The sequence below is a fragment of the Thiobacillus sp. genome, from assembly GCF_018780105.1.
Lineage (GTDB): Bacteria > Pseudomonadota > Gammaproteobacteria > Burkholderiales > Thiobacillaceae > Thiobacillus.
Genome location: NZ_JADMKC010000001.1, coordinates 72,684 through 88,381 on the forward strand (window position 1 = coordinate 72,684; position 15,698 = coordinate 88,381).

Sequence of the window (15,698 nt, forward strand, 5' to 3'; positions counted from 1 at the left end):
CTCTCCCAGGAATGTGCCCGAACCTGTGGTCGTTGGAAGACTTGCAACGACATCTCACGCGTACGTCGAAACGACGTTGCGCGATCTCTTTGTTGCCGATTTCGTTTCTTCGTACGCTTGAGATTGTTTTTCTGGGTGGTTGACAGAAAGGCGCCCCGGTGGAAAATGGAAATACTTTAATAAAACTTTGTTATGGGTATTGCGGTCTAGATAAGTCGCGACTATAGTGCCCAAGTAGTACAAAAAGAGTACCCAGGCAGTACAAAAAGCGGCGGGATTTGAGTGCGTCGAAGAACGCACCGTATCGATGACCAGCTTGTATATAAGTAGCAAATAGTGCGCGTGAAAAGCAGTAAAGGGCGTCTGCAGTCTGGATGTCCGTGCAGGCTTGAATCTGGGCTTGCACTATCCTGTGATCGTTGAGCTTGCCTCGGCGATATCTCATGTGCACGCCGAAACGGCGCTGCGCCAAAGTTCCTGATGCAGATCCCGTAGCGACGTGCCCCTGAGCCGAAATTCCCTTTTTATTTTGGGAAGCGGGCAGGAGGAGACAAGCCGCAAGGCATATAACAAGTGGTACCCAAAGCAGTTAAAAAAGCGGCGGGATGCAGGGGCACATAGAGGCGCCGCATTCCAGTCAGCAAAATAAAGCAGCAAGCAGTGCGCGTGAATAGCAGTGGACGTCGCAGCCTGGACGTCAGGAAGGGGCATCTCCCGTGCCCTGTCCATTTCTGTTTCGCCGGGCGTTTTGCCCTGCGATATCTCATGCGCACGCCAGTCCGGCGTTGCGTGTTTTTTTGCAAATCCCCTGGCGTGCGCTGAGTTGTGTTGACTCGGGCGCTATTTCGTCTTGTGAATGGCGCGCGTGTGCAACAGACGGATGGTCTAAACAGCTGCAGGGCGGTGCATTAAGGCAGCGCCGCAAGGCTGGGCAGTTAAAACGATAACGTAATAACGATAGCGGCAAGACGACGGCGGAGATTTGCGAGAAAAACTGGACCAAGTATCCAGGCTTGACCCAACCGATTAACAAAGAGGAGTTATCCATGAAACGCGTGAACAAAAAACTGGCTGCCGGCATCATTTTGCTGAGCCAAACCGTGACCGGCGCAGCTTTTGCTGCCTCCGTCACCCTGTCCGGCACGACCCTCGACTTCACTTTCGACGACGCCGATTTGGGACTGTTCGGCACTGCCCATGTGGCGGGCGACACCCTGTATTTCACCCCTACGGACTTCTTTGCCCAGTCGTCCAATGGCGCGGGTATTGGCTTTACCCATGAAACCATCAACGTACAGGCAACGGCACACCAGGGCTATTCCTTTTCCAATTTCGGCTTCACCGAAAAAGGCGATTACCTGATGCTGGGTTCGGGTGGATCGGTCGACGTAACCGGCCAGGTTCGTCTGTTCGACGTGTCCAACCCGCTGGTCGATATTTCCACCAGCCTGACGCCCGCAAACCCGCTCACCCATGTGGGTGTCCCCACCGACAACTGGATCGCGCAAACCTCGACCGACCTGTCGGCATGGAATACCGCGAACACGATCAATGTCACGGTCGAAAACCTGTTGCTGGCGTCCACCAGCATCCCGAACTCGCTGGCCTTCGTGGAAAAGAAATTCGTCGGTCTGAACTTTGTCACGACGCCGGTTCCCGAAGCCGAAACCTACGCCATGATGCTGGCCGGGTTGGGGCTGATCGGTTTTGTTGTTCGTCGCCGTACTGCATAAGCGGGCCCGATAGCGAATCGCGAGCGCAAACGGGCCGGGTGCAACAAGCGCTCTGGCCCGATTTTTTGGTTGTTCGCATAAACAAAAATGATTGAAGATAAAAAAACCAATTAATTTAACGAATGATGTGTTTGGTCTGATTCTGGCTAGCTGTGCCTGCTTGGCGCGTATGCCCAGGCAGGGATGGCGATACAACCAAAAATAAATAGTGAAGTGCTGGGCTTGTCTTGAACAATTAAATAAAAGGAAACGACATGAAGCGCGTGAAAAATGTAAAACAAATTGGTGTTCGTCAATCCCTGCTGCTGGCTGGTCTGATTCTGGCCAGTGTTGCCGGTTCGGCGCAAGCTGTCACTTTTTACGCCTACGCCTCGACCAGCGGCAATCCTGGCCTGGGCGGGTATCACATTTATTCTGACTCCGGCCCCACTCCAGTGGAGATCAGCTCGGACCATTCCGGCCTGCGGAACCGGCAGCACGTCAATGACCTTGGCGCCAGCTCTGCAATGGTGGATGCCCAGGCCTTCGCGCGCGCCGACATGAACGGGTTGCACCTGGAGACTGTGGTCACCGGTTCCTTGCGGGATCCAGAGCCGTATTACAGCGAGACCTTCGCGGGGAGCGCGAACGCTCGCGCCGCCCTGGGTGACAGCTTCGTGATCGGGTTCCCTGGCTCTGCGGCGGTGTTCGCGACGACGTCGATGACGTTGCACTTCAACATGAGCGGCCCCTTAAGCGCCTATGCCTACGCCACCCCCGATCCGCTCTACCCGTTGAATGCCGGCGGCAGTGAAGGGCGCTCGCGCTGGCATGCCGATTTCGTTGCACGCGACACCACCACAGGCAACGAACTGGGCCGCATCACGCTCGATCAGTCTTGCTCTATGTCAACCACTTACAACTTCAGCTGCTTCGGCGATCTGCCGGGCAACTACGTGATGAACATCAGCGTACCGTTCGGCCATACGCTGTCCATCAGCCTCAACGGCGAAACTTGGTCCAGCGTGCTGGGCGCCGCATCCCGCGGCGGCGACATCCTCGCGGGAGGGCAGGCCGACCTGCGCCACACCATCGCCTGGGGGGGAATCACCAACGTGCGCGACGAGAATGGCCAAGCCATTTCCGGTTTCACTGCCATCAGCGCCACCTCTGGCTACGATTACGTCAACGCCTTTCCGGCGGCCGTGCCCGAGCCCGAAACCTACGCCACGATGCTGGCCGGCTTGGGCCTCGTAGGATTTGCAGCGCGCCGACGCGCTGCGCTTTGAATGATCACATCGAAATTAACAATGTGGTCATGCATCAAATTGATAATGGCTGACTAGGCCAGACATATTGGGTGGATTCCGGCGACTCCTGTCGCCGGGAATCACCGACCGGTTGCGTTCACGCGCATCTTTGGCCCGCCTCCTGGCGGGTCTTTTTTTGGCTTGCCGACGCTGTCGGTGCCAAGGCGCTTGAAAAGCAAACTCCGTTCCAGAGCTGCGGCAGGGATGGTCAGGTGATTGAGGCGAAACGGATAATTTTGTTGCGGGTGCTGCAAGATGGGCGGACGCCTAGGCATGCTGAGTGCATGCTGTAAAAATTTCCGACGCTGCGGGGCGTCGCGTTGCCGAGTTTTTCCGGCGATTTCAGCTTCGCCGATTCATTCTTGCGTATCAACAGGTAAAAAAACTGTCATCGTCGGCCGGGCTGGCAGCGTGCATGGCCATGTGGGCCGCGGTGTCGTGCGGGTGCGAATGGATGACATCGGCCAGCCACGGATAGCAGCCTGCGTAATCGCATTGATCGGCATATTCGTCGGCTTCGTCGAGCGGGATTTCACCCAGTTCGTGCAGCGCCTCTGCGGCCAGAAGGTCGGCCTGGGTATCGGATATTTCCAGTGTGTCGTCAAGTGTGTCCATGATCGTCATCCCTGATGGTTTGTTTGAATGGGCCGATTTTCAGCTTCCAAAGTGAGCGCTTGATGACAGTGAGCGGGAAGTCGCATGGCCCGAATGCGCAGGCCGGTGGGTGGCCCGCATGGGCTTGCAACATCCGCAGCGGATACTTCCATCCCTGTAAAGCTTCGCCAATCTCGACGCGACCATTGCGTCACACTTGATCTCAAATGGTTGCGTGTAACAGGCGAGCCCACCAGGCAATACCCGCAGGACGTCCCTCCTGCCTATCGTTCACGGCTCCTTCGGGGGCCGTTTTTTTCGGGCGTAGGGTGTTACTACGCAACTGACCCATTCGATTCAGAATCAATGAGTTACGGCGTTTTAAACTGAGATTTTGTAAATCGCGTTCGCCGGCCGCCGGTGCGACCAACCATTCCCTGGAAAACCTTACTTCCTGTTTGCCTGGCTAAAGGTAGCTCGGACTAGGGGCATGGTAGCTATACATGGGCTATCCATTGTCCTTTGGGGCCGTAATGAAAGAACTAATTAGAAGAGCGTTAATCGTCTGGTGGTTAGGGGGCTTGGCCGCAGTGATTTCCGCAGTATTCGAATCGGGATTATTTAGTTCGGATTCGTGGATATTTGCCGCATTCTTCCTGATTCCACCGTTTGCGCTGCAATTCATAATCACTGGGCTGATAAATCCACTCGGGCTTTTGCATAGCTCGCCAGCGCCAGAAAACCAACAGGAGTAACCCTTCCCAATCCCCCTGCCGAAGCTAGGCGTCAGCATGCAGCCTTCGCCGCACGCTGGGGTGGTTACTCCCGGTTAGCCCTGTCCCTGAGCTGCTTTTCCAGTTCTTTCAGGTTGTCAGGCGACTGGTTCTTTACCAAGGCGTCCGCAATCCGTCCCATGACCTCCCGGCTCTCGACGTCCTCGTCGCTTATCAGGGTGGCGTCCACGATGCGGCCATCCGGCAGTTGCCAGGCTTCCACGGTCAGACCCTTGCTCTTTCCTACGGGAACACGGACACGAACGGCGCCGGAGGCTTTCACCCAGAAATCAATGGCTTGGTACGGCGTTTTTTCACGGCGCGCACCATCGCGCCGCTCTTTGATATAAACGTGGCTGGGCATATCTAAAGCAGAGTCAGTCGGAGCAGACTACTTCTCGGAGCAGAGGGCTGCACCCCAGTAGCTATATATGTTGGCGCGCGGGAAACCCCAGATTTCACGCCAAGCTGCCATTTATGGCTGCTCAAATATTAAGCGCCGCCTACAGACAAATCCTTGTTATAAATAACTTTTATTTGACTGTTTGGTTTTTATCAAAAACCTGGTTGACACGCCAAGTCCGGCCCATAAAATGGGATTCAACTCAGGAATAGCACAAGATGTAGTGTTCTGGGGAAGCGGGGTAGGTCCTGGGCGATTGGCGTCACTCAGGACCTGGTGGACCCTAAGGCCCGTTGGTTCGAAGCGCAATGTACGTTGGTGTAACGCCCCCGTCAATAGTGCAAATCGTATGCCTAAAGTCCCATCCCCATGTCATCAACCGTGTAATGGAGGAACCAATCATGGTTCAGAAAACGAGCACGAAGAAGGTGAATCGGGACTCTGGGACCGGTCAATTCGTAACCGATGGTTACGCCAAGACCCACCCCAAGACGACTGAAACCGAGCGGGTAAGGGTTCCTGTGAGCCCTAAAAAGCCCAAAAAGCGCTAAGTAAGACGATGGCGGGCTTCGGCTCGCCATCCATCCCTATAGCTATGTGTTCTGCTGAGGTTTAGCGGAGCGGTTACGTATTTGCCCAAATTGGGCGGAGAGGGTGTTATGCATCAAGTGATTTTTTATCCCGTTGGAAACGGCGATACGAGCCAGATTATTCTGGAGAACGGCAAGCGGATTCTGTTCGATTTCCGGCACAAGAAAAAAACTGAAGAAGGGGAAGGTCCCGAAATCAATCTAAAGGACCGCTTGAAAGCAGAACTTAAGGCGGCCGGCAAAACCTCGTTTGATGTTGTCGCCTTCACCCACTGTGACAAAGACCACATCGAAAACAGCGTCGAGTTTTTCGAGCTGGAGCATGCGGAGAAATACAAGGGTAATGGCCGTATCAAGATTGATACCTTGTGGGTGCCGGCGGCCGTAATTTTGGAAACCGCTCCAAACTGCGACCAAAGTGAAGAGTACGTAATCTGGCGGCAGGAGGCCCGCCACCGACTCAAGCAAGGCAAAGGCATCCGCGTGTTTTCCAAGCCCAAGATGCTCAAGGACTGGCTCGAGAAAAACGGGCTGACGGTCGAATCCCGCAAGCATCTAATTACTGATGCTGGTGACCTCGCACCTGAGTTCACCCTGGAGGCAGATGGCGTGGAGTTTTTCTGCCATTCGCCGTTCATCAAACACGTGGATGACCATGATGAATTCCGGAATGAGGCTTCACTAATTTTTAATGTCCGCTTCCGAAGCGGGGGTTCGGAGTTTGATTATTTGGCGGTCGGGGATTCTTCATGGAGCATCCTCGAAGATATTGTGCGGACCACCAAATTTCACGGTAAGGATGACCGTCTAGCGTGGGACCTGTACAACATCCCCCACCACTGCAGCTATCTGGCGCTTAGCGACGACAAAGGCGAGCAGGAGACGATTCCTAAGCCCCTTGTCGAGGAGCTTCTGCGGAAGGGCAAGGAGGGCGCGTATCTGGTTAGTTCCAGTTGGCCGATTCTCGATACCAAGGAGGGCCGGGAGCAGACGCAGCCCCCGCATATCCAGGCCCAAAAGTGCTACGAGACTTATCTCGACCAGGTGGGGGGAGCAAGGTTTTTGGTGACAATGGAAGAGCCCAACGCCAACAAGCCGGAGCCGATTATTTTCAAGGTTGAATCCAGCGGCATCAGCCTTGATAAAAAGGTGCTTTCAGCGGCGGCCATTATTACCTCGACTCCTGCGCCTCGGGCGGGATAACGCGCGCAATGGATTACCTTTCCTTCGGTGAACGCTGCGACAAAAGTCCAGCCCCGGAATGCTTGTTGTATGAGGAATCGCGCAGATTGCTTGAGGCCTGCCTGAGGAATCGGGACCTTAGCGTGGTGGAGTTGAGGAAGGTCAATTTCACCAATCATAAGACAGGCGCCGTCACTGCCGTGGACGCAATAATTGTCGATTGCGTTGATGGTACATATCCTTCGAGAAATGAAGTCGGAATAAAGCCAAGGGAACGGCTTGCGCTGACGTATAAACCTGGCGACGGGCTTCCATACGAGGTGTGGGCTCTACGACGTGGCTTTCCTGACACGCTTCACCAAAACTACGTTGCCCCTAGACACCCGCCATCGCTCTGTCTTTACTTCGAGATGTGGCAGACGGTTGAGCGTACGTGGACGCCAGAAAAGCACCTGCAGCGAGTGCTGTGGTGGCTTCGAGAAACGGCAAATGGCACCTTGCATCGAGGCGACCAGCCTCTGGAACAGTTTTACTTTGTTTCAGAGTTTGAGGTCGTTCTACCGCACGATTTCATCGAAAAATCTACGGACAGGACACTGTCACTGCATCTTGAAGCCGTGTTTCACGAGCACGATAAATTCAAGGTAATCCGCGCCGGTTTTGTCCCGAGAGACAAAGCGCCTGTTCGGCAGGCGCTATCAGTGGACTTCCTGGCGGTTACAGTGCCTCCGGTCGGGCATTCCAGAGTGGAAAAGTTTCCCAATACTCTCGGTGAACTTGAGAATCAATTTGAAAGGCGTGGGTCCAGTTTTGTTGGTGCCCTGACACAAACCCTCCTGGACCGATATCCGGAAGATGGCTTGATTCCTGAGCGCCGCCGGACGTTGCTCGTGCTCAGTATTCCACGATTACGAGACGGCGGTGATGAGGTAGAGCAAACGGAGGTTCGCGGCCTATTGCTAGAAGAGGATATTACCTCGATAGGACTTAAAGCCGGCCTACTCGTCAGCAGCCCTGATAATGGGCGCGTTTACAAAGACACGCTGCGTTTCCTCAGCCAGGAAGCCCCCAAGGGGGACAGCGATGATTGGCGAGACATAGCAGTCGCGCAACCTATTGATATCAAGATTGCTGTTACAAAACAGGATGCAAGGCGTGCTTCCGGAGTGCCAGATGAAGGCTCTGATTTTCATGGCGTCCTGGCTGGGGTCGGCGCGCTTGGAAGTGTGCTGGCCGACTTGTGGTCAAGAGCGGGCTGGGGAAGCTGGACTTATGTAGACGACGACATTCTGAAACCGCACAACGTCATACGACATACCGGTAAAGCCCAACATGTGGGCTACTACAAGGCTAACGTTGTCTCCACAGGGGTAGGCCTGAATTATTCGGATGGCATCGAATCGGCAAAAGGTCTGCCTGGGAAAATCACCGATGCAGATAAGCCGGAAATTCGTGACGCCGTCTCGACGGCCAAACTCCTGGTTGACGCAACGACGACTCTGCACGCTCCTCGTGATTTAGCGTCCCAAGACTCAACACCTAGGTCCGCTTCGGTATTTTTGACCCCCAGCGGCAAATCATCGGTGATGCTACTTGAGGACAAGGACCGCTCGACGCGACTGTCCCACCTTGAGGCGCAGTACTACCGGGCTATTCTCAATGACTATTGGGGTGCGGAACACCTTAGCGGCCACTATGGTGGGTTGATTGTGGGTGGTGGGTGCCGGGACGTATCGGCGGTTATCTCCAATGAGCTCATTCAACTCCACGGGGCTACGTTGGCACGCCAGCTTCGGACGTTGTCGGCACAGCAGAACGCACAAATTCGAACATGGCAGTTGGACGATAGCACTGGCGCCCTATCATTCGCGGAGGTTCCGGTTCAGACGCCACTAGTCCGCGAGCGACTTGGGTGGAATATCGTTTTCGACGAGGGATTACAAGCGAAGTTTTTTGCCGAGCGTGAGCGGCATCTCCCCAAGGAGACCGGTGGCGTGCTTCTCGGGTATTTTGACCAGAAGCTCAAGTCCATTTTCATCGTTGATGCTCTGATGGCACCACCTGATAGCCAAGCCGATGTTACTGGTTTTACAAGAGGGAAACAGGGATTGAGGGAGCAACTCGACGAGTGTGCGAGAAGAACCGCGCACGTGGTTGGGTATATCGGCGAATGGCATTCACATCCGCCCGGCTCTTCGGCGCAATCAAGCCCCATGGATGTAGAGCTCCTCGCCCACCTTGCCCTTAAGATGACCTTAGACGGGCTCCCGGCGTTAATGCTTATTGTGGGAGAAGGGGAAATTGAAGTGTCGCTCGGAGAAGTTCAGTGATGGCCCTGCAAAAAGAAAAAACAAGGATTGGTCTTGCCTTATCCGGCGGTGGGGTTCGTGCAGCGGCTTTTCACGCGGGGGTGCTTCAGTACCTGGCGGAACAGGGGAAACTCGAGGAGGTCACGCATATTTCAAGCGTGTCCGGCGGCAGCTTGTTCACCGGACTGGTCTACAGTTCAAACTTCAATACCTGGCCCGACTCGCGACAATACCTTGGAGTTTCTCTGCCCCATGTGCGCAATCTGCTAACTACAACCAATCTTCAGTACAGCGCACTTGTCCGCCTATTGTTGATTCCCTCCAACTGGAGGTATCTGCTGTCTCGAGCCAACGTCATAGCTCAAACAATAGGGACCTTGTGGGGAATCGGCGGTGCGTTGAGGGATATAGGTGACAAACCAGTTTGGTCAATTAATGGGACCACCGCTGAGACTGGAAAGAGATTTCGCTTTAAGGCAGGTCAATTTGGGGACTATCTCATTGGGTATGCGACGGCACCTTCCTTCCCCTTGAAAAATGCACTTGCAGTTTCCGCGGCATTCCCTGGAGGCGTAGGCCCCTTATCCATCAATTCCAATGAGTTTGCGTGGAGGAAGAAAAAGAACTGGGATGCACAAGGGAGCGCAGAGGAGGTAGTGCCGGACCACAAACGCCTGCATCTGTATGACGGCGGGGTCTACGACAATCTCGGGTTGGAACCCTTATTTGATGTGGGGCGCCAACGATTCAAGGCCCAGGACGGAAGCACGATTGATAAGCTGTTTGTGTCTGACGCAGGTTCGCCGCTACAGAACACGGTCATCCCGAGCCAGCTCAATCCGTTTCGATTCAAGCGTTTGGTCGACATCATGTTGGACCAAACTCGCGCCATCCGGGTCCGTTCATTCGTCAACTTCTTGCAGAACAATCCCTCGGGAGGCGCTTACGTCATGATAGGCACTGACGCTATTAAGAGCCTCGAAGATTTCGGGCATGCAAACGAAGCGACCAAAGGTAAGTTGCTTGAGAGAAAATGGCTTTCACTCGAAGAAGCTGTTTCCGCAAAGCAGTACCCAACAAATCTGGAAAAAATGACCGAAGACGCTTTTGACTTGGTGGCTCGCCATGGTTACGAGACTGCCATGTGGAATTGCGAGTTGTTCTCGGTGTGGGATAGCTAGCCGTTTTAACTGCGACACTCCTTGCGGCCAGTTATACAAAATTATCAGCAAAAAAATAATTATCAGGTTGGGTGATAATTTTGTATAACTCGCCCGGCCGGACGGGCCGAAGCGTAAAACCCTGACAAGCGTGGCCGCAGTCGTTCATGAGGCTAAAATTAGCCAGTTATTAGCGATTTATGCACATAACAGTCTAAAGGTAGCCCGTTTCTTCGACATTCGTCCGGCAGGCCCCGCCTCGTTACTGCCGCTACTGTAAAAGCAGCTAACTCGCAGTAAAAACAAATACTTACATAATTTTTTCTTGTTGACAGCCTAATCGGTCCTCCTATAATCCGTTCATCGAACAATCGTTCGTTAAATGGAGGTTGTGGTGAACGACATTGACTACCTGGGCAAGCTCCAGGACTACTACGCCAAGCACCGCCTGCTGCCGTCCTTCGCGGTCATCAGCGAGCTGCTGGGCATGAAATCCAAGGGTTCCGTCGCGGCTCTGGCCAAGCGCCTGCAGGAGCAGGGCTACATAGAGTCAGGCCCCTCTGGCCGCCTGGCGCCGGGCAAGCGCTTCTTCGAGCGCGAGATTGTGGATTCCGTCCGCGCTGGCCTGCCGCACGCGGCCACCGACGTCGCTCTCGGCCACGTCTCGATTGACGAGCACCTCATCCGCAACCCGTCCAAGTCCCTGCTGCTGAAGGTGAAGGGCGACTCCATGGAAGATGCCGGCTTGATGGAGGGCGACGTGGTGGTCGTTCAGCGGGGTTCGCCCGCCAAGACCGGCGACATCGTTGTGGCCATTGTCGACAACGAGTTCACCATCAAGTACCTGGAGCTGGACGACAAAGGCGAGTTCTATCTGCGCCCAGGCAACAAGGCCTACCCGCCCATCCGCCCACGTGAGCAGCTGGAGGTGTTCGGCAAGGTCGTGGGCTCGTTCAGGAGCTACGGATGACGCTCGGCCTCACGGTCGCGCAGGCGGACTACGTCGACATCCAGCGCGCGCATGCACTGCAGGAAGAAGCTGAAGGAAAACGTGCCGCGGATGATTTTGTTGGCCAGCGCCTTGGGGTTCTCGTCCACACCAACGGACAGCAGCGCCCTCGACAGACCTTTGTAGGTCACGTCCTTGAGGGCAAGCTGGGCGCGCAATAGCCGACGCGCCTCCTGCTTCCAATCCACTGGAGGGTTCATTTGAATGCTTTGATTGCTTGTCGTTTCCTCAATTTTGAGGAATTAACCGCATATTAATGGAATGCTTCAAAAAAGCCCATTCGCGGTTACTACACGGCCGGTGTCGATTATTTCAGGTCAAATCATGCGAGTCGAAGTCCGTCCCATCAACCAGCGAGGCAAGCCCCTCGGTAAAGCCGAACGTCTCAGCGCGCCCCCTAGCCGCGGCATGCTCAAGGTCGCAGAAAACCGCCTCCACCACTTCGGCCGCGTGGTCATGTGCGCCAAGCTGGTCAGCGCCACCGACGGGCTGGAAACGGAGCTCATCCCTGAATTGCTCGACGCCCAAATCATCTGGCTCGACGGCACTGTCATGCGGCTGCGCGGCACCGAGCAGGTGGACGGAGCCCTGTTCGGCCAGACTTGGGACATCAAGGTGCTCTGATGCTGCGCGTCAGTGTTCATGCCGGCCCTCAAAAGGATGCCTCGCGCTACAACCTGCTGGCGTGGCTCGACATCGGCTACGAGATGCTGGCCCCCATCGCCGACTACAAGGTGGTGCTGTTCAAGTCGGGGATTGGCGCGACGCCGCCGTACACGCTGGCGAGCTATCCCCGCTGGTCGGCGAGCCTGTGGGACCTGACCGCCCGGGCCATCGCGCTCGGCCTCAACTCGGATGAGCGCAGCGAGACCGTGCCGGAGGTGACGCACCCGCGCAAGGGATGTGCCTTCGCTTCCGAGATATCCGCCCTCATCGAGCATCTACCCGGCGGCCAAGCTATCCAGCGCAGGACTCTGGCTTCGGCATCCATACGCCAGGTGGGCCGGCGGCGTGGCAGCTACGAAGCGCATTTCGACGAGCACACGATGAAGCGCCAGCGCACCGAGCCATTCCTGTTCACCCCTGAAGTGCTGCGGCCGGCTGAATTGCTGCTGCATGCCTGCCTGGTGCGGTTGACTGGCACTCAGGTAATGCCGGCACGGCCAGGCCTGTGCGTTCCCAATTCCCTCGAATTCGAGGGATTAAGATACGTCCCTATCCACGGTTTGGTGGAGCCGGCCAGGACTGGCTTCCGCAACTGGCTTGCCGAGTTCAGCGAGCCGCCGCTGGAGCATGAAGGCGCGCCGTTGGGCCTCGCGCCCGAGCCGCTGTACGTGAAGTTCCTCCAGTCCGCCATATGAGCGCCGAAGCTTTCAAACCCAGGCGCCGACGCTCCGGCACAGCCTCCTGGCACATGTCCCGGGAAGCAGTCACGCTTTCCGTTCCGAACGTCGCTCAGTGGGATGACAAGAAGTGCCACGACTTCATGGTGGAGGTGCGTTGGGGGTCGTTGAACACGGTGTCGTGCCCGCACTGCGGGACCATCGGCAAGCACTACTGGCGTCCGCTGCAGAAGCGCTGGAAATGCGCCGGCTGTGGTAGCACATTCAGCGTTACATCAGGCACGGTCTTCTCCCATCGCAAACGGCCGCTGCAGGACATTCTGGCCAGCATGCTGATGTGGGTGAACTCCGCGGCCGGCCAGCCCGCGCTGGAGCTCAAGCGGCACTTCAACACCACCTACAACACAGCGTTCACCTGGCAGCACAAGATGCGCGAGGCCCTGGTGCGCGGCTACAACGTGGGCCTGGTGAGCGGCGACATAGAGATGGATGGAGCCCACCAGTCGGGCTGGCGTGCGGCCGAGAAGCGCGGCAAGCCGCAGGGCTCACGGGCCGTCGAGGCGGACGTAGACGTGAAGGAGCTGACAGCAACCATGCTCACGCAGACTGGGCGCTCGAAAGCCAGAACCTGGAAGTCGGGTGACCGGAGCGACCCGGAGTACGGCGGACGCCTACCGAAGGACCGGCGCATCCTGATGACTGTTCGCAAGCGCTTTGGACAGCGTGGCAAGGGTGCCTGCGCTACCAGGGTGGCCGTTGGGTTGCTGGAGACGGCGCCGGTCGCCGAGGCGGTGATGAAGTCGTTTGTCGCCATACCCGAGAGCTACCTGAACACCGACAACTCACCGGCGTATACCGAGGCGGGAAAACGGTTTCAGGAGCACCGCACCGTTGAGCACGCCAAGACGCTGATTGGCCCCAACGGCGAGAACAACAACCAGGCGGAGGAGCTCAACTGGCGCTATGACCGCGCAGAGAAAGGCATCTACCTCAACATCGAGCCGAAATACATGCTCGACTACGCGGCGGAAATTGCCTTCAGGTCGGACACCCGCCGGTTGCCGAACGGCCAGCAGTTGAGGCTGGCGATGAACGTGGCCCTCAACGTCGGGGAGTCGATGTTCTGGCGTGGATTCACGCGTGGCCGGCATCGGGCGGTGGAGCTGGTGCATCCGCTGCCGTTGCCGTCGAAGGCAAGCGGGCCGCCTAAGGGACGGCATCCTGTGGCGGCGGTTAATGGGATGGTGCCGAGATGAGTTGGAGGGAGGTTCGCTATACGAACAGTGTGTTTATGAAAAGGACAAATTGTGGCGAACACTAAACTGATAGAATCGATGAGCGCGGTAGATTGGGTGGATTGGGCACGCTTCGCGGCCGGAGTGGCATGTATTATCTGGCTTATTGTCGATGCGGTTGCACGTCTGGTAGGTCATCCCTTGTCAGCGGCTGACAGCTTCTTTATCGCTGCAGGGCCTACCGCATTGATGACCGCTTACCTGACTTGGCCAGACTCTGAGAAATCAATTGGACGGAAACATTGTCGACATTGTCACTGTGATGATGGCGCTACTGATTGCGGTAGCCCGCCTGATTTGGAAAAAGGCAATCAATCCTGAAGCTCCCTTTGACCCTAAGGATTCAGTAATGGATTTCCTGAACGGAGCACTTGTTGTTCCGTTCCTTCTTTTGTTTGGGTCCGTCTTTTCCGACCGCTTGCTTGCGGCACTACTGGAAACAAACAAACTGATTTTGGGGCTTGTGGGTGTAGCGGGGTTCTTCGTGCTTATCCGTGAGTTGCTGAACAAACCCGTCATCAAAACCCAAGTGAAACGGACTAAACAGGCAGGTCGTCAGTAGCCGAATATTCCTCGGCTTCATAAGGTTCGGCGGCGCTACTCGTAGCGACTCCTGACAATTCAGCCAGCGCAGCCAAGTCTCCCAAAGACTTGCAGCCTTCCCCTATCCAGCACCAGCTGCCCGTTTGGCCGGTACTGACCGTTCGGTCGTGTAGCCGCTCCACTAGGCCCCGTTCAATCAAGACGTTGAGCTGATTTCCCACGGAACGGTGCAGCCAGTTTCTCTTCTCTCGCCAATCGACGAAATCCAGCCTGAACTCCAGCTGCAGCAGCCAGCCAAGCTCAGTTGTCGTGATTGGGCCTGGTGCGCGCTCCTTCAGGATGCGAATGATTGCGTCCTGTAACGCACCGCGCTTTCCGTACTTGCCCTTCCATGCCTTTATTGGCGCAATGAGCCGCGGGTCTAGCCTGTCGTCGAATTTCTTGATGAGTGTGTCGCACGCGGTCAGCTCGGCCCTGCCCTTTTCCAGAGCTTGGCCGACCTCATTGAGAATCTGTTCGTAGCGCAGAACCTCGGCTGAAACCCTGGCGCGGGTCTCGGCTAGGCCCTTGAGGTAAGAAGGGGTCTTTCGCATGTCGCTCATCCTGTTGACGATACGACAATAAAGAAACCGGCACAGCGGCCGGTCTCTGGGTGTAATCCGTTTTTACTGGTTTTGGGTCAGTTGCGTAGTAACACCCCGGGCGTATGGCCTGAACGGGCTATGCGGAGCAGGGCTGAAATCGGTACGACATGAAACATTCAACAGTGAAACTGGCGCCGTACTGGAGGGAACTTCCAGCGGCGGTGCGCGAATGTGCGCCGCCTGCGGATGCCGGTGCACGCGCCCCATACCTTTGCTTTATTTAATTGCTTTTGGAGAACTTCATGAAATCCGTTCAAACCTTGCTGGCGTTCGCGCTGATAGCGGGCATGGCTTCGGCCACTGCGCACGCTGACGCCACCTACAACATGGGGATGTTGAGCGCCACGCCGTATGTCAACACGTCCACCGTTACCGCGGGCAGCGTGTTCACCATCGGCAGCAACGCTTACAACTTCACTGACATCTACAACTTCACCGTTGTGGGCGCACCGACCGCTGCCGGCACGGGCGTGACGGTTAACCTCGATCTGGGCAGCCTGGGCTTCCACATTTCCAACCTCAAGCTGGACTTGTTCAGCGGCACTACCGTGTTCAACCCCACTACCTGGTTGGCAGGCGATCTGGTCACCGGCTCGGCCGACACGAGCGTCAGCGTGAACAGCGTGCTGGCTGCAGGCAGCTACAGCTTCCTGGTGCGTGGTTTTGCAGATGGCGAAACGACCAACCAGGGCATTTACACCTTTTCTGCCGCCGCCGTCCCCGAAGCCGAAGCCTACGGCATGATGCTGGCCGGTCTGGGCCTGGTGGGCTTCATGGTTTCGCGCCGCCGCGGCAGCCTGTAATCCATTCTCCGGAAATCAACCGGTTTGC

General features: G+C 56.2%; 15 protein-coding genes. 11 read left to right on the top strand and 4 right to left on the bottom strand.

Features of this window, described 5'->3' with window-relative positions; genetic code table 11:
* The first annotated feature begins 1,046 nt into the window (after window positions 1-1,046).
* On the top strand, window positions 1,047-1,733 hold the full coding sequence (locus tag IV098_RS00320; RefSeq protein WP_296885292.1) for a PEP-CTERM sorting domain-containing protein: 687 nt from the start codon (window positions 1,047-1,049) through the stop codon (window positions 1,731-1,733).
* A gap of 254 nt (window positions 1,734-1,987) precedes the next feature.
* Entirely contained in the window at window positions 1,988-3,001 is a 1,014-nt protein-coding gene (locus IV098_RS00325) for a PEPxxWA-CTERM sorting domain-containing protein (protein ID WP_296885294.1), read from the top strand.
* 390 nt (window positions 3,002-3,391) lie between these two features.
* Here the strand turns inward: IV098_RS00325 and IV098_RS00330 are convergent, their stop codons facing one another.
* Together IV098_RS00330 and IV098_RS00335 are read right to left on the bottom strand one after the other, a co-directional pair.
* The gene (locus IV098_RS00330) at window positions 3,392-3,637 is read right to left on the bottom strand and encodes a hypothetical protein (RefSeq protein ID WP_296885296.1); all 246 of its coding nucleotides are present in this window, start codon (window positions 3,635-3,637) and stop codon (window positions 3,392-3,394) included.
* A 798-nt stretch (window positions 3,638-4,435) separates the two neighbouring features.
* Window positions 4,436-4,753: a hypothetical protein gene (locus IV098_RS00335; protein ID WP_296885298.1), complete on the bottom strand. Its 318-nt coding sequence runs from the start codon at window positions 4,751-4,753 to the stop codon at window positions 4,436-4,438.
* 698 nt (window positions 4,754-5,451) lie between these two features.
* Here IV098_RS00335 and IV098_RS00340 point away from each other — a divergent pair.
* From IV098_RS00340 to IV098_RS00355, 4 genes are all read left to right on the top strand, one after another.
* On the top strand, window positions 5,452-6,585 hold the full coding sequence (locus tag IV098_RS00340) for a hypothetical protein (protein WP_296885300.1): 1,134 nt from the start codon (window positions 5,452-5,454) through the stop codon (window positions 6,583-6,585).
* 8 nt (window positions 6,586-6,593) lie between these two features.
* The gene (locus IV098_RS00345; protein WP_296885302.1) at window positions 6,594-8,894 is read left to right on the top strand and encodes a Mov34/MPN/PAD-1 family protein; all 2,301 of its coding nucleotides are present in this window, start codon (window positions 6,594-6,596) and stop codon (window positions 8,892-8,894) included.
* Window positions 8,894-10,054, top strand: coding sequence for a patatin-like phospholipase family protein (locus IV098_RS00350; RefSeq protein ID WP_296885359.1), 1,161 nt, complete (start codon window positions 8,894-8,896; stop codon window positions 10,052-10,054). Before IV098_RS00345 ends, IV098_RS00350 begins: the two co-directional genes overlap by 1 nt.
* Before the next feature lie 373 nt (window positions 10,055-10,427).
* Window positions 10,428-11,003 carry a S24 family peptidase gene (locus tag IV098_RS00355; protein ID WP_296885304.1) on the top strand — a complete coding sequence of 192 codons (576 nt, stop codon included), beginning with the start codon at window positions 10,428-10,430 and terminating at the stop codon, window positions 11,001-11,003.
* Here IV098_RS00355 and IV098_RS00360 read toward each other — a convergent pair.
* The gene (locus IV098_RS00360; protein ID WP_296885306.1) at window positions 10,994-11,242 is read right to left on the bottom strand and encodes a DUF6471 domain-containing protein; all 249 of its coding nucleotides are present in this window, start codon (window positions 11,240-11,242) and stop codon (window positions 10,994-10,996) included. The genes IV098_RS00355 and IV098_RS00360 overlap by 10 nt on opposite strands.
* Window positions 11,243-11,366: 124 nt before the next feature.
* Between IV098_RS00360 and IV098_RS00365 the strand changes: the two genes are divergently transcribed.
* From IV098_RS00365 to IV098_RS00380, 4 genes are all read left to right on the top strand, one after another.
* The gene (locus IV098_RS00365) at window positions 11,367-11,666 is read left to right on the top strand and encodes a hypothetical protein (RefSeq protein WP_296885308.1); all 300 of its coding nucleotides are present in this window, start codon (window positions 11,367-11,369) and stop codon (window positions 11,664-11,666) included.
* A complete protein-coding gene (locus IV098_RS00370; RefSeq protein WP_296885311.1) occupies window positions 11,666-12,403 on the top strand; it encodes a hypothetical protein in 738 nt (245 codons plus the stop codon). The genes IV098_RS00365 and IV098_RS00370 overlap by 1 nt, the downstream gene beginning before the upstream one ends.
* A 53-nt stretch (window positions 12,404-12,456) precedes the next feature.
* Window positions 12,457-13,641 carry an IS1595 family transposase gene (locus IV098_RS00375; RefSeq protein ID WP_296885313.1) on the top strand — a complete coding sequence of 395 codons (1,185 nt, stop codon included), beginning with the start codon at window positions 12,457-12,459 and terminating at the stop codon, window positions 13,639-13,641.
* Between the two features lie 268 nt (window positions 13,642-13,909).
* Window positions 13,910-14,242 carry a hypothetical protein gene (locus IV098_RS00380; protein WP_296885315.1) on the top strand — a complete coding sequence of 111 codons (333 nt, stop codon included), beginning with the start codon at window positions 13,910-13,912 and terminating at the stop codon, window positions 14,240-14,242.
* Here the strand turns inward: IV098_RS00380 and IV098_RS00385 are convergent.
* Window positions 14,220-14,816 (bottom strand): hypothetical protein, encoded by a 597-nt coding sequence (locus tag IV098_RS00385; RefSeq protein WP_296885317.1) that lies wholly within the window; start codon window positions 14,814-14,816, stop codon window positions 14,220-14,222. The two genes, IV098_RS00380 and IV098_RS00385, sit on opposite strands and share 23 nt — an antisense overlap.
* A gap of 293 nt (window positions 14,817-15,109) precedes the next feature.
* Here IV098_RS00385 and IV098_RS00390 point away from each other — a divergent pair, with 293 nt between their 5' ends.
* Window positions 15,110-15,670 carry an FxDxF family PEP-CTERM protein gene (locus IV098_RS00390; RefSeq protein ID WP_296885319.1) on the top strand — a complete coding sequence of 187 codons (561 nt, stop codon included), beginning with the start codon at window positions 15,110-15,112 and terminating at the stop codon, window positions 15,668-15,670.
* Window positions 15,671-15,698 lie beyond the last annotated feature (28 nt).

What these genes read in the sequence shown, in the direction of transcription:
- IV098_RS00320 (WP_296885292.1), top strand. Translation starts at nt 1,047, where the DNA reads ATGAAACGCGTGAACAAAAAACTGGCTGCCGGCATCATTTTGCTGAGC.
- IV098_RS00325 (WP_296885294.1), top strand. Translation starts at nt 1,988, where the DNA reads ATGAAGCGCGTGAAAAATGTAAAACAAATTGGTGTTCGTCAATCCCTG.
- IV098_RS00330 (WP_296885296.1), bottom strand. Translation starts at nt 3,637, where the DNA reads ATGGACACACTTGACGACACACTGGAAATATCCGATACCCAGGCCGAC.
- IV098_RS00335 (WP_296885298.1), bottom strand. Translation starts at nt 4,753, where the DNA reads ATGCCCAGCCACGTTTATATCAAAGAGCGGCGCGATGGTGCGCGCCGT.
- IV098_RS00340 (WP_296885300.1), top strand. Translation starts at nt 5,452, where the DNA reads ATGCATCAAGTGATTTTTTATCCCGTTGGAAACGGCGATACGAGCCAG.
- IV098_RS00345 (WP_296885302.1), top strand. Translation starts at nt 6,594, where the DNA reads ATGGATTACCTTTCCTTCGGTGAACGCTGCGACAAAAGTCCAGCCCCG.
- IV098_RS00350 (WP_296885359.1), top strand. Translation starts at nt 8,894, where the DNA reads ATGGCCCTGCAAAAAGAAAAAACAAGGATTGGTCTTGCCTTATCCGGC.
- IV098_RS00360 (WP_296885306.1), bottom strand. Translation starts at nt 11,242, where the DNA reads ATGAACCCTCCAGTGGATTGGAAGCAGGAGGCGCGTCGGCTATTGCGC.
- IV098_RS00365 (WP_296885308.1), top strand. Translation starts at nt 11,367, where the DNA reads ATGCGAGTCGAAGTCCGTCCCATCAACCAGCGAGGCAAGCCCCTCGGT.
- IV098_RS00370 (WP_296885311.1), top strand. Translation starts at nt 11,666, where the DNA reads ATGCTGCGCGTCAGTGTTCATGCCGGCCCTCAAAAGGATGCCTCGCGC.
- IV098_RS00375 (WP_296885313.1), top strand. Translation starts at nt 12,457, where the DNA reads ATGTCCCGGGAAGCAGTCACGCTTTCCGTTCCGAACGTCGCTCAGTGG.
- IV098_RS00385 (WP_296885317.1), bottom strand. Translation starts at nt 14,816, where the DNA reads ATGCGAAAGACCCCTTCTTACCTCAAGGGCCTAGCCGAGACCCGCGCC.
- IV098_RS00390 (WP_296885319.1), top strand. Translation starts at nt 15,110, where the DNA reads ATGAAATCCGTTCAAACCTTGCTGGCGTTCGCGCTGATAGCGGGCATG.